This window comes from Niveispirillum sp. GW835-FHT14G11 (assembly GCF_058793615.1).
Genome location: NZ_JBXAFZ010000004.1, coordinates 197,962 through 211,062, shown reverse-complemented (window position 1 = coordinate 211,062; position 13,101 = coordinate 197,962). Strand labels below are relative to the sequence as shown.

The window sequence follows — 13,101 nt, the reverse complement described above, 5'->3', positions numbered from 1 at the left end:
GCCCCTCTCCCGCCGCTGGCCGGGGGAGGGGCTTTTTCATTTCAAGTTTCCATCGGCTTCCGCTAATCCACCAACGCCAAGAGCCGATCCGTCTGAGAGTAGCGTCCATGCCCGACAATATCCTTGAGACGGAAGTCTCCAAGCGCCGTACCTTCGCCATCATCGCGCATCCCGACGCGGGTAAGACGACGCTGACGGAGAAGCTGCTGCTGTTCGGCGGTGCCATCCAGATGGCGGGCGCGGTGAAGGCGCGGGGCGAGCAGCGGCGGGCCCGGTCGGACTGGATGAAGGTGGAGCGGGAGCGCGGGATTTCCGTCACCGCATCGGTGATGAATTTCGATTATGCCGACCGCACCTTCAACTTGGTCGATACGCCGGGCCACGAGGACTTTTCCGAAGACACCTATCGCACGCTGACCGCCGTGGACAGCGCCGTCATGGTCATCGACGCCGCCAAGGGCATCGAGGCGCAGACGCGCAAGCTGTTCGAGGTGTGCCGCATGCGCGACGTGCCCATCATCACCTTCATCAACAAGATGGACCGCGAGGCCCGCGATCCGTTCGAGCTGATGGACGAGGTGGAGCGCGACCTGCAGCTGGAAGTGACGCCCGCTTCCTGGCCCATCGGGTCGGGATCGGATTTCCGTGGCTGCTATGACCTGATCCGCGACCGGCTGATCCTGATGGACCGCAAGTCGGGGGATGTGGCGACCGACGGCATCGAATGCAACGGCGTCGACGATCCCAGGATCGACCAGATGATCCCCGCCGATCAGGCCGCCAAGCTGCGCGAAGACGTGGCCATGGTGCGGGAACTGTGCCCGCCCTTCAGCCTGGAAACCTATCGCGAAGGCCACCAGACGCCGGTGTTCTTTGGTTCCGCCATCAATAATTTCGGCGTGCGCGAGTTGCTGCTGGGCCTGGCCGAATATGCGCCGCCGCCGCGCCCGCAGAAGGCCGACAGCCGCGAAGTGGAGCCTGATGAGAGCAAGGTCACCGGCTTCGTGTTCAAGGTCCAGGCCAACATGGACCCCAACCACCGCGACCGTATCGCCTTCTTCCGCCTGTGTTCCGGCCATTTCAAGCGTGGCACCAAGCTGAAGCACATGCGCAGCGGCAAGATCCTGGCCGTGAACAATGCCGTGCTGTTTCTGGCGCGCGACCGCGAGCTGGCCGAGGATGCGTTCCCCGGCGATATCATCGGCATCCCCAACCACGGCACCCTGCGCATCGGCGACACGCTGACTGAGGGCGAGGAACTGCGTTACACGGGCGTGCCCAGCTTCGCGCCGGAACTGCTGCAGCGCGTGCGCCTGGATGATCCGATGAAGGTGAAGCATCTGCGCAAGGCGCTGGAGCATTTCGCCGAAGAAGGCGCCTCCCAGGTGTTCAAACCCGTGGTCGGTGCCGACTGGGTGGTGGGCGTGGTCGGACAGCTGCAGTTCGAGGTGCTGGCGTCGCGTATTGAGGCGGAGTACGGCATGAAGGCGCGGTTTGAGACCGCCGGCTATGATGCCGCCCGCTGGGTGGAAAGCGACGATCCGGTGGTGCTGAAGGCCTTCATCGACAGCCGCCGTGCCGACATCGCCGAGGATCATGACGGGGCCCTGGTCTATCTGGCCCGCAATGGCTGGCAGCTGAACCGCGCGCAGGAGGATTTCCCCGCATTGCGGTTCCTGAAGACGCGTGAGCAGAACAAGAGCGTGACGACGGCGGCGGCCTGATCACTGTCTCAGCCCAGCTCGAATGTCGTGATGCCGTAGAGACGATCCATGGGAAGCATCGGGGCCGGCCCGCGATACATGCGGGCCGTTTCGAAGACCGGTGACAATCCATAGCGCTCGCCCAGGGCCTGCGCTTGCGCATTGATGCCGGGCGGGTCGAGGATGATTGTCCCCCCTGGCACGGTCGCCGCAAGAGCGCGAAACAGCAGATCGGCACCTGCCGCGTCATCGGCGAACAGCGGGCCGATCTTGTGTCCCTCCCGGCAGGGGCGGATCACCCCATATCCGGTCAGCCGTCCATCGTCGATCATGGCATATCCCTGGCGCCGCTCCCCGCCCAGCCATTCGCGAAGGAAGGCGGTACGGTCATCAGCAAAGAAGGGCCGATCATAGGCGATAATGGCATCCAGCAGATCGGAGCCAATCCGGCGCAACCGCCCATCCATTGGTCGCGGGACCGTCAGCCGGCCGGCGACACGGACATTGGCATGGGCATAGGTGAAGCCGGATTTGCGGTAATTATCCTGCTGGGCGACCACGCCATCCAGCCCGACAACCCGTCTGTCCAGGCGTGCCATCCCGGCCTGCCAAGTGCGCCAACCGTGACCCTGGCCCCGAAATTCGGGTGCGCAGATGTAAAAGCCGAGAAAGCCGAAGCCTGATCCATAGCGGACCACGGAAATGCAGGTGACCGGCCGGTCACCCAGCCAGCCGATGAGGAATCCCTCCGGATCGGCCGCCATGAACGGGCCGGCGTCATCCAGGCCGGGATTCCACCCTTCCGCCGCCGCCCATTCGATCATCCGGTCAAGTCCGGCGCGATCCGCCGTGGCGATCCGCAAGGTCTGGCTATCGGTCATCACCCTTGTCCTTCCGATAAGGCTTTGGCGCGGGTGCCATCCGCACCTGGGGTGCGGATGATTCCGGCCTTTGCCCGTTATTGGCAAGGGCTTGTTCGCCATGGCGATGGCGGCGGCGGGTTCAGATGACGCCCATCAGGTAAAGGATGATGATGATGGGCAGGGGAATGCCTAGGGCCCAAAGAAGAATGCCGCGCATGTCGTTCCTCCGTCGATAGTGGCGGTTTCACTATCGGGAACGCGTCTGCGGGGCCGGAAGTTCCGTGCCTACTTGGCGTCGCGCGGCTTCCACGCCTTGGCCAGCGCCACGAACCCCGCCACGTCGATCTCTTCCGCCCGTGCCGTTGGGGCAATCCCGACCGACAGCAGCAGAGGCTCCGGTTCCTTCATCACCGATTTCAGGCTGGCGCGCAGCATCTTGCGCCGCTGGCCGAAGGCGGCCCCGACCAGCGCCTCCATGGTGGCGAAGTCGGGATCGTCGGCCGGGCGGTCGCGCGGGGTCAGATGCACGACGGCGCTGTCCACCTTGGGCGGCGGGGTGAAGGCGCGGGCCGGCAGGTCGTAGAGATTGCGGCAATGGGCCAGCCACTGCGCCATCACCGACAGGCGGCCATAGGCGTCGGTGCGGGTGCCGGCCACGATGCGGTCGGCCACTTCCTTCTGGAACATCAAGGTCAGCGACCGGTATTCCCCGATCCGCTTCAACCAGCCGATCAGCAGCGGCGTGCCGACATTATAGGGCAGGTTGGAGACCACGGCGCGCGGGGCCGGGACCAGATCGACGGGATCGACGGTCAGGGCGTCGGCCTGCACCAGCGTCATGCGCCCCGCCGACGCCGCCACCACATCGGCCAAGGCGGCGGCGAAGCGCGTGTCGCGCTCCACGGCGGTAATGCTGGCGGCCGGGCTTTCCACCAGGGCACGGGTCAGGCCGCCGGGGCCGGGCCCGACCTCCACAATGTTCACGCCGGTGAAATCGCCCGCCTCGCGCACGATGCGGCGGGTGACGTTCAGATCCAGCAGGAAATGCTGCCCGAACGCCTTCTTGGCGGCCAGCTCATGCGTGGCGATCACGTCGCGCAGCGGCGGCAGGTGGGACAGGTCGCGGCCGTCACTCATGGGAAACACTCATGTGCCGGCGGGCGGCGATGCGGGAGGCGGCATGCAGCGCCGCGATCAGGCTGGAGGCATTGGCCGCACCAGTCCCTGCCAGCGACAGGGCCGTGCCATGGTCGGGAGAGGTGCGCACGAAGGGCAGGCCCAGGGTGATATTGACGCCCGTGTCAAAATCCAGGGTCTTCAGCGGGATCAGCCCCTGGTCATGATACATGCAGACCACCGCGTCATAGCGGGCCCGCGCCCCGGCATGGAACAAAGTGTCGGCGGGGAAGGGGCCGGCGGCGTCGATGCCGGCGGCCTGCAGCACGGCCACGGCCGGGGCGATCAATTCGATCTCCTCCCGCCCCATGGCCCCACCTTCGCCGGCGTGCGGGTTCAGCGCCGCCACGGCCAGGCGCGGGGCGGCAATGCCGAAGTCACGCCGCAGGGCGGCATGCGTGACGCGGGCGACATGCAGGATGGCATCCGACGTCAGATGTTGCGCCACATCCTTCACCGCCAGATGGATGGTGACCAGCACCACACGCAGGCCGCCGCCTTCCAGCAGCATCACGGTACCGTCATCGGGCAGGCCGGCCAGATGCGCCAGATATTCCGTATGGCCGGGCCAGCGGAAGCCGCAGGCATAGAGCGCACTTTTCTGGATCGGGTTGGTGACGACGCCCGATAGTTTGCCGGCATTCGACAGGGCCACGGCCCGGTCGATGGCCGCAATCACGGCCGGACCATTGGCCGGATCGGGCTGGCCATAGGTGACGGGGGCGGGCAGGGGGACGGGAAGGATGGGCAGGGCATCGGCGAACAGGGCCGCGACGCGGTCCAGTTCATCCTCTCCGATCACCGCCATCGGCACGTCCAGCCCCAGGCGGGCGGCCAGTGCCTGGATACGGTCGGGGTTGTCCAGCAAGACGAAGGGCGGCAAACCTGCCGCCCCGCGTTCCATCCAGGCCTTCAGGGCGATGTCGCCACCGATGCCCGCCGGTTCCCCCATGGTCAGGCCCAGTGGTGCCGCCATGGTGTCACATCCGGGTTTCGATGGTGGCGTTGCGGCGCAGGTCGCGCAGATAGCGGCGCTGCTGCAAATCCATGCGTTCCTGGAACAGGGCGCCGCGCACCTGGTCGGGCGGCGGCAGGCTGCCCTCCGGCACGATGCGGTCGCAGACCATCAGCAGCATGGCGCCGCGATCGGTCATCATCGGGGCCGTGGCCTGACCCACGCCCAGGGCGCCGACCAGCTGGCCGATCTGTTCGGGAATGTCGCCCAGGCGGCTCAGCGGCTGGGTGAAAATCTGCGATCCGGGAACCTGCTGCGTGGCCTGTTCCAGCGCCTCACAGCCCTTGGCCTGTTCGCCCACCTGCTTGGCGGCGTTGAACGCCGCCTCCTGCTGGCCATCGTTGGCGAACGGCACCACGAACTGGCGGATGGAGATCTGGATGTTCTTGGGATCACCGGCCGCCACGATGCGCTGGTCACGCAGCCACAGGATATGATAGCCGGCAGCGCCGCGGATGGGGCGGGAGAACTGGCCCTTCTGCATCTGCTGCAGGGAGCGGTCCAGGTTTTCCTCCAACTGGCCCTGCTGGATCCAGCCCAGGTCGCCGCCATTGGCGGCACCGGCCGACTGCGAGAACTGGCGCGCGACCGCGTTGAAGTTCGCCCCCCGGCCGATCTGTTCCACCAGACGCTCGCCCAGGTTCTGTACCTCAGCTTCGTTGGTGTTGTTGTCGACAGCCAGGAAGATCTCCGCCACCTGGTATTCCGGCTTGCCGGCATTGGCGCGGATACGCTCGATATAGGCGTTCACCTCGCTGTCAGGCACGGTCACCTGCTGGCGCACAACACGCTGCACGACCTTGCTCCAGGCGATCTGGGCCAGCATCTGCTGGCGCATGGTGGTCCAGGGCACACCGGCCTGGGCCAAGGCGGCCTTCAACTGCTCGATATCCATGCGGTTGCGCTGGGCGGCGGCCTCCAGATCCTCCGTCAGCTCATCCTCGGTGACGGTCAGGTTGCGCTCCCGCGCCTCCTGTATCTGCAGGGATTCGTCCGTCAGCAGGCGGATGACCTGCGGCAGCAGGCGCTGGCGGGTTTCCGCATTGTCGGGCAGACCCGAGGAGACGATGGCCAGCTGCATGCGGCCCTCCACATCGGCCACCGTGATCGGTTCCTCGTTCACGATGGCGGCGATGCGGCCCAGCTGGCCCTGCGCGCCACCGGCGACCTGCGCGAAGGCGGGGCCGGAAGAGAGGGCGATGGACAGGGCGGTCGCACCCAGCAGGGCTTTACGCACGAGGCTATTCATGGTCGGTCGGGTCACATTCTGCATCATGGCGCGTTCTTATAGAGGCTCAGGAGCTGAAACGCAAAGCGTACCGCTGCTCATCCGTCCTCGGTGTGCAGCAAGGCTGCCACGGACAGCATCACCGTCACCCCCGCCGGCGCCCAGGCGGCCAGCAGCACGGGTACGGAACCCGACATGCCCAGCGCCATGATCACGTCCTTGACGATGAACAGCACCAGGGCCGTGACAATGCCCGCCCCCACCAGTGCCAGCGTGCCGCCGCCGCGCATCTGGCGCAAGGAGAAGGCGGCGGCCAACAGCACCATGGCGGCATAAAGGAAAGGCTGGGCCAGCAGCGTATGCCAGTGCAGCTTGTGCCGCACCGGCGACAGGCCGGTCAGTTCCAGGGTGCGGATGAAATTGGGCAGTTCCCAGAAGGACAGCGTATCCGGGCTGGCGAAACTGTCCTGGATGCGCTGTTCGGTCAGGTCGGTGGGCAGCTGGTAGCGGGCCAGGAACTGCGCCGGCTCCCCCGGCTTGTTGTACCAGACTTCCGACAGGTTCCAGAAACCCGGCACCAGTTCCGCCGACATCGCGTCCAGCCGGGCCGACAGGCGCTGTTGCGGCGTGGAGAGCAGCACCATGACCCGGCGCATCTCCAGCGTGCCGGGTACCACCGACTCCGCATGGATGCGATAGGCCCCCTCCGGCGTCAGCTGGGTCAGCCAGATGCCGGACCGGCCGATATCCAAGGACGAGGTCTGGCCGCGCAGATACCGGTTTTCCATCCGCTCATAGCGGGTCAGCATGGCCGCGAAGATCGGGTTCAGCACGGTGACCAGCACGACGCCGATAATGGCGGCCCAGGCCAGGACGGGGCCGGTGAACTGCCAGACGCTGATGCCGCTGGCCCGCGCCACCACCAGCTCATGCGTGCGGGTCAGGCGCCAGAATGTGTACATGGCGGCGAACAGCACCACGAACGGGAACACTTCCTGCCCGATCTCCGGCAGTTTCAGCAGGCCCATGGTGACGATGATATCGAACGTCGCCTCCGGCCGGTTGGCCGACCGGCGCAGCAGTTCCACCGTGTCCAGCAGATAGACCAGGGCCAGCAGCGACGACAGGCCCGCCGCGAACCACAGCAGGAACTGCCGGCCGATATAAAGTGCCAAGGTGGAGGACAGGCGCATGGCGTCAGATCCCCCCCATCACAGGCCGGTGCGCGCCCTCGCGCCGCAGGTACCAGAGGCCCAGCGGTACGGGCGCCAGCACAAAAATATACAACAGGACGGCCAGCACCGGCACCTTGCCGATCAGGCTGACGATGCCCAGGAAGGCGCTTTGCAGCACCAGGGCGCCGATGGCGGCAACCGTGATGCGCCTTCCATGCCCCCGGCGGGAGAATTCGCCCGGCAGCAGGGCCGCCAGCGCGATGATGGCGAAAGACAGCACCAGGAAGGGCGAGGCCAGCCGGTTATGCAGCTCCGCCCGCAGGCGGCCGGCGAAGCGCTTGTCCGTGGGGTCGTCGGCGTTGGGTGTCCAGAGCTGATCCAGGCTGCGTTCGCGCGGCTCCACCCAGCGGTTGGGCAATTCCCGACGCAGCGACTGCAAATCCACGGCATAGCGTTCAAATTCCAGCCATTCGGTGCGACCCGTGGCCTGGGTGAACTTGCTCTGCGTGCCATCATGCACCAGGACGCGCGGCACGCCCTCGGCATCGGTCAGGGTGCCGCTGGTCGCCGCGATGGTGGTGGTGACACCCTCGGTACGCGCATCATGGATCAGGATGTCGATCAGCGTGCCGTCGGCCAGCCGGTCGCGAACATAGAGGGTCAGCTTGTCCGACAGCTCATTGAACGTCCCCTCGCGCAGCAGCGCCGCCGACATGTCGCTGCGCACCGATTGGCGCATGGTCACCAGGCTGCGCTGTGCAGCCGGCCCCAGATAGACCGACAGCAGGAAGCTCAGCAATGTGGCCGCCGCCGCCAGGATCAGCACCGGCCTTGCCAGCGCCATCGGCCCCAGGCCGGCGGCGCGCATCACCACCAGCTCGCTGTCCTGGGTCAGGCGGTTATAGGTGAACAGCACAGCGGTCAGCACGCCGAACGGCAGCACGATGGGCAGGAAGGTGGGGAAGGACAGGATGGCCAGCTGCGCGAAGGCGCCCAGCCCGGCCCCCCCCTCCACCACCAGTTCCACCAGCCGCAGCGACTGGGTCAGCCAGATGGCAGCCGACAGCGCGCCCGTCACCACGACCGTGGCCAGGACAAGATTGCGCAGAAGGTAGCGGTTGATCTGAGACATCATTTCCCGAAGCGGCCGGCCCATCGCCGACCAGTATCGCACCCAAGCACGTACCGCGTGATTGCGTCCTGTTCGTGGCGGACCGACAGATTTTGGCCCAGGGTGACCTTGACATGGGTACGTGGCTGTTCTTTATCGACTCCTTGCCATGCACACAACTGCCGGCGCCATCGCGACGCCGGTTCAACGACACAAGAGAGCCCCGGAATGAAAATCGCCTTCGCTTCGCCCGGTACGCCGAAATCCGGCATCCTGGCCGTCACCGTCGCCGCCGACCGCACGCTGGGCGCGCTGGGCCGTGATCTGGACCAGAAGACCGGCGGCCAGCTGACCCGCGCCATGGAGCAGGGCCGCTTCAAGGGCAAGGCGGAAGAGGTGTTGAACCTCATCGCCCCGCCGGGCCTGGACATTTCTCGCCTGATTCTGGTCGGCATCGGTGCGCCGGGGGAATTCGACGCCAATGGTGCCGCCAATGCCGGTGCCGCTGCCTATGCCGCCGCCCAGAGCACGGGTGAGGCCGATCTGGCCGTGGCGCTGGACGCCCATGACGGCATCGCCGGCGAGGCGGGTGAGCTGGCGGCCGAAGCCGCCTTCGGCGCCGTCCTGCGCTCCTACCGCTTCGACAAGTACCGGACCACGCTTGCCGACGACAAGAAGCCGTCGGTAAAGAAGGTCACCATCCAGACCGAGGGGGCCAAAGCCGCCAAGAAGGTCTGGGAGAAGCTGGAAAAGGTGGCCGAGGGCATCTTCGTGACCCGCGACGTGGTGTCCGAGCCGCCCAACGTCATCTATCCGGAGACGCTGGCCGACCGCTGCGTCGAATTGTCCAAGCTGGGCCTTGAGGTCGATGTGCTGGACGAGAAGAAGATGAAGAAGCTGGGCATGGGCGCGCTGCTGGGCGTGGGCCAGGGCTCCATCCGTCCGCCACGCCTGGTCGTCATGACCTGGAACGGTGGCGAGAAGGGTGAGGCGCCGGTGGCCTTCGTGGGCAAGGGCATCACCTTCGACACCGGCGGCATCTCCATCAAGCCGGCCGCCAATATGGACGACATGAAGTGGGACATGGGCGGTTCCGGCACCGTCATCGGCCTGATGGCCGTGCTGGCCGGCCGCAAGGCCAAGGTCAATGCCGTCGGCGTCGTGGCCCTGGCCGAGAACATGCCCGACGGCAATGCCCAGCGCCCGGGCGACATCGTCTCCACCATGTCGGGCCAGACGATCGAGGTGCTGAACACCGACGCCGAGGGCCGCCTGGTACTGGCCGATGCACTCTGGTACTGCCAGGACCAGTTCAAGCCGAAATTCATGGTCGATCTGGCCACCCTGACCGGTGCCGTCATCGTCAGCCTGGGCAATGAATATGCCGGCCTGTTCTCCAACGATGACGATCTGGCTGCCAAGCTGACGGACGCCGGGTTGAAGACGGGCGAAAAGCTGTGGCGCCTGCCGCTGTCGCCCGCCTATGACAAGGACATCGACAGCGATGTGGCCGATGTGAAGAATATCGGCCGCCCGGGCAATGCCGGCTCCATCATCGGGGGGCAGTTCCTGCAGCGCTTCGTGAACAAGGTGCCGTGGGCGCATCTGGACATCGCCGGCACCGCCTGGTCCCGCGCTGACAAGGGCATCGTGCCCAAGGGTGCCACGGCGTTTGGCGTGCGCCTGCTGGATAAGCTGGTCGCCACGCATTACGAAGGCTGATCAAAGGCAAGGGGGCCGGCTTGAACGCCGGCCCCCCTCTACCAAATATTTTGTGACTTGACGGAGATCGGTTCCATGCGTCGCCCGACCCTCGCCCTTTGCCTCGCCCTGCTGGCGGCCCCGCTGTCCCTGGCGCCCGCCCTGCCGGCGCTGGCGCAGTTGGGGGTGGAACCCAACCGGCAGATGAAGGGCGTGCTGCCCGACGATCCCGACGGCTGGAAGATGAGCGATATCCGCGTCGCCGGGGGGGCGCTGCCGATGTATTCGGTGGCCACGGCCGAGGCCAGCTATCGCAAGGGCACGATTGAGGTGGTGGTGGGTGCCGCCCGCAGCCCGACGCTGTTCAAGGCCGTCATGGGCTCGATCACCGTGCCCGGCACCCTGCCGCCCAATGGCAAGGTGGAGGTGGTGAGCGGCAAGAAGGCCATCGTCACCGCCTGGCCGGAAGCCAAGCTGCCGCTCTACCAGATCCAGATCCCCGTGGGCGTGGATGGTATCGTCATGCTGACCACCCGCACCGGTAACCTGGACGATCTGCGCGCCATGGCCAAGGAAGTGGATTTCGATCCGTTCCCGATCCGGTGAGGGGGAGGCAGAGCGCATTGACGCTCAGCGAAAGCCCCTCTGCCGCTCACAAATTCTCGTCAATCAGCTTGAAGGTGCTGCCCGGGGTGCCGGTGACCCTGATGGCGCATTGACCCCAGCTTGCCGGTATGGTCAGGGTTACGTCCGCCTGGGCCTTGATCTTGAAGGTTTTATGGGGGCAATAACCCTCCACCTGATCAAGCGCCCCCTCAATCCCGGTCAGGGACACGGTTCGCCGGACGGGGAAATAATCCCAGGTCAGACGTGCGCTGGGACAGATGATCCCCCGGCACTCCGCCGGGATTCGGCCGACAATCATCATCGGCTGATCAGACGCGGCGATGGATTTCAGCTTTTCCAGCGCCGCGATCAGTTTGTCATCCCCCGGTCGCTTACCCAGATCCTTGAAATGGGGCAGGGTCCATAAGGCGCTGTTGAGCAGCCCGTGCTTCAGCTCCAGTTGTAGCTGCATGCGCAGATACCGACCATATTCCTCCGGATCGAGATATTTATTGCTGCTGCTGAGCTGCCATAGATACAGCAAGGCGATATCGGTCCTGTCGCGCAACACCATGATCGTGGCCCGACGCAACAGGACATGCACAAACTCATAGATCAGTTTTGCATCCCGTTCGATGGCGTCCAGGGCCGCATCCGCCTCTTCCAGCCTGCCCTGCTGGATCATGTCGTTCACGTCCAGAAGGCGGGTGCGAATGCCCCGACCGGCGCCGGGCGTCATTTGCATCTGATAATGAAAGCGCTGCACAATATTCTGGATATCGACAGGGTTGCCATTCTCCATCACGGGCTTGAACCGGCAGTTTTTCAACCAGTGCGTCGCCTGTTCGGCAAAGGCGGTGCGTCCCATCAAGGCTGACGGCTCAATATCGGCGACGGTCCCATCGGCCTTCACCGTAAAGCGCAGATCAACCCAGCCCTCGCGGTCCTTGTTATATTCTGATGTTGGATAGTTATTGGGAACGGCACAGCTATCCGGCTCCGGCAGTTCATAATTGCCTTGGACCAGACTTTGCGGATCGGCTTTGACGGGGATTGCGGACAACATCCAGGCTGCCGCCAGCATCGACAAGAATGGAACCGCGTTGACGCGCATGAATCGCCCCCACCATGACGCTGCACCGCAACATGGTAGGGGCTTCAATCCGGATTACAAGCAGGAGATGAAATTGGAGGCCAGTCTCATCCGTCCATTGCCCAGATAAACGGGTTACGTCTCCAGTGCCGCATCACGCGCCGCACGCTTCTTCTCGATGCGCCGGGCCATGAAGACCGACACCTCGTAGAGCAGCAGCAGCGGGACGGCCAGACCGATCTGGCTGATCACGTCAGGCGGGGTCAGGATGGCGGCGGCCACGAAGATGATGACGATAGCGTAGCGGCGCTTGGACGCCAGGCCATCGGCCGAAACCAGCCCGGCCCGCACCAGCAGGGTCAGCAGCACCGGCAGCTGAAACGCCAGACCGAAGGCGAAGATCATCGCCATGATCAGTGACAGATAGTCCGCCACACGGGTCTCCGCCTGCACGGCCAGCGTGGTCGCCGTCGCCTCCACCTCGAATCCTAGGAAGAACTTCAAGGCCATGGGCATGATGAAGAAATAGACCAGCGACGCGCCCAGCGCGAACAGCACGGGCGTGGCCACCAGGAAGGGCAGGAAGGCCTTGCGCTCATGCTTGTAAAGGCCGGGCGCCACGAACTTCCAGATCTGGGTGGCGATGATGGGGAAAGCCAGCATGGCGCCGGCCCAGAAGGCCACCTTCACCTGGGTCAGGAAGAATTCCTGCGGGGCGGTGAAGATCATCCGGCGTTCAGAGGCCTTGACGCCCAGCGCCTGCACCAGCGGATGCATCAGGAACTGGTAGATATGGTCGGCCACCGCGAAGCAGGCCAGGAAGGCGAGGATCAGGGCGCCCCCGCTCCACATCAGACGGTTGCGCAGCTCGATCAGATGTTCGAGCAGCGGCATCTTGCCTGAATCCAACTCATCCGGTTCGGTCGGTTCGCTCAAGGCGTCTGATCCTTGGTGGGTTCCGGGGGGGTGGCGGGTTCGGTGACCGTTGCCGGGGCGGGCAGGGGGGTGGCCGCACTGGCCAGATCGGCCACCGCTTCCCCGCTGACATCGGCGGCTGGCAGGGCCGGGCGCTCCTCCGCCTTGGCCTGCGTGCCGGTGTCGGCGGCGGTGGCGGACCCGGTGGCCGGCGTGGTGAAATCCTCCACCGCCAGGGTCCTGCGCACCTCGCCATCGGGATCGATGCTCTTTTCCAGCTCGTCCGTCAGGTTGAAGCTGCGGGCCTTCTGCACCTGCTCGCGCAGTTCGTCCAGCTCCGCCTGACGCACCATGTCATCGACGCTGTTTTGAAATTCCCGCGCCATCCCGCGGGCGCGCGCGACCCATTTGCCCATCGTGCTCAAGGCCTTGGGCAAATCCTTGGGGCCGATGACGATCAACGCCACCACCCCGATCACAAGCAGTTCGGACCAGCCGATATCAAACATGGTGCC

At 65.4% G+C, this 13,101-nt stretch carries 12 protein-coding genes; 3 read left to right on the top strand and 9 right to left on the bottom strand.

All coding sequences use genetic code 11. The features are described 5' to 3' along the window. Nucleotides 1–107 precede the first annotated feature (107 nt). On the top strand, nucleotides 108–1,724 hold the full coding sequence (locus AC1Q7F_RS09555) for a peptide chain release factor 3 (protein ID WP_492506099.1): 1,617 nt from the start codon (nucleotides 108–110) through the stop codon (nucleotides 1,722–1,724). A gap of 8 nt (nucleotides 1,725–1,732) precedes the next feature. Here the strand turns inward: AC1Q7F_RS09555 and AC1Q7F_RS09550 are convergent, their stop codons facing one another. The 6 genes from AC1Q7F_RS09550 to lptF all read right to left on the bottom strand — a co-directional run bounded on the left by AC1Q7F_RS09550 (nucleotide 1,733) and on the right by lptF (nucleotide 8,292). Next, nucleotides 1,733–2,584, bottom strand: coding sequence for a GNAT family N-acetyltransferase (locus tag AC1Q7F_RS09550; protein WP_492506097.1), 852 nt, complete (start codon nucleotides 2,582–2,584; stop codon nucleotides 1,733–1,735). Between the two features lie 267 nt (nucleotides 2,585–2,851). After that, nucleotides 2,852–3,703, bottom strand: coding sequence for a 16S rRNA (adenine(1518)-N(6)/adenine(1519)-N(6))-dimethyltransferase RsmA (gene rsmA, locus AC1Q7F_RS09545; protein WP_492506095.1), 852 nt, complete (start codon nucleotides 3,701–3,703; stop codon nucleotides 2,852–2,854). Then, the gene (pdxA, locus tag AC1Q7F_RS09540) at nucleotides 3,696–4,718 is read right to left on the bottom strand and encodes a 4-hydroxythreonine-4-phosphate dehydrogenase PdxA (protein ID WP_492506093.1); all 1,023 of its coding nucleotides are present in this window, start codon (nucleotides 4,716–4,718) and stop codon (nucleotides 3,696–3,698) included. Before pdxA ends, rsmA begins: the two co-directional genes overlap by 8 nt. A gap of 4 nt (nucleotides 4,719–4,722) precedes the next feature. After that, nucleotides 4,723–6,030, bottom strand: a complete 1,308-nt coding sequence (locus AC1Q7F_RS09535; RefSeq protein WP_492506493.1) for a peptidylprolyl isomerase — start codon at nucleotides 6,028–6,030, stop codon at nucleotides 4,723–4,725. Nucleotides 6,031–6,083: 53 nt separating this feature from the next. Continuing rightward, a complete protein-coding gene (lptG, locus tag AC1Q7F_RS09530) occupies nucleotides 6,084–7,178 on the bottom strand; it encodes an LPS export ABC transporter permease LptG (protein WP_492506091.1) in 1,095 nt (364 codons plus the stop codon). Nucleotides 7,179–7,182: 4 nt separating this feature from the next. Then, nucleotides 7,183–8,292 (bottom strand): LPS export ABC transporter permease LptF, encoded by a 1,110-nt coding sequence (lptF, locus tag AC1Q7F_RS09525; protein ID WP_492506089.1) that lies wholly within the window; start codon nucleotides 8,290–8,292, stop codon nucleotides 7,183–7,185. A gap of 207 nt (nucleotides 8,293–8,499) precedes the next feature. On the opposite strand from lptF, the gene AC1Q7F_RS09520 reads away from it, so the two are divergent. Then, nucleotides 8,500–9,993, top strand: a complete 1,494-nt coding sequence (locus tag AC1Q7F_RS09520; RefSeq protein WP_492506087.1) for a leucyl aminopeptidase — start codon at nucleotides 8,500–8,502, stop codon at nucleotides 9,991–9,993. Nucleotides 9,994–10,068: 75 nt separating this feature from the next. Next, nucleotides 10,069–10,578 (top strand): hypothetical protein, encoded by a 510-nt coding sequence (locus tag AC1Q7F_RS09515; RefSeq protein ID WP_492506085.1) that lies wholly within the window; start codon nucleotides 10,069–10,071, stop codon nucleotides 10,576–10,578. Nucleotides 10,579–10,624: 46 nt separating this feature from the next. Here the strand turns inward: AC1Q7F_RS09515 and AC1Q7F_RS09510 are convergent, their stop codons facing one another. The 3 genes from AC1Q7F_RS09510 to tatB form a co-directional block, all read right to left on the bottom strand. Next, nucleotides 10,625–11,644, bottom strand: a complete 1,020-nt coding sequence (locus AC1Q7F_RS09510) for an energy transducer TonB (RefSeq protein WP_492506083.1) — start codon at nucleotides 11,642–11,644, stop codon at nucleotides 10,625–10,627. Between the two features lie 162 nt (nucleotides 11,645–11,806). Then, nucleotides 11,807–12,607, bottom strand: a complete 801-nt coding sequence (tatC, locus tag AC1Q7F_RS09505) for a twin-arginine translocase subunit TatC (RefSeq protein WP_492506081.1) — start codon at nucleotides 12,605–12,607, stop codon at nucleotides 11,807–11,809. Continuing rightward, a complete protein-coding gene (tatB, locus tag AC1Q7F_RS09500; RefSeq protein WP_492506079.1) occupies nucleotides 12,604–13,095 on the bottom strand; it encodes a Sec-independent protein translocase protein TatB in 492 nt (163 codons plus the stop codon). The genes tatC and tatB overlap by 4 nt, the downstream gene beginning before the upstream one ends. Between the last annotated feature and the right edge of the window lie 6 nt (nucleotides 13,096–13,101).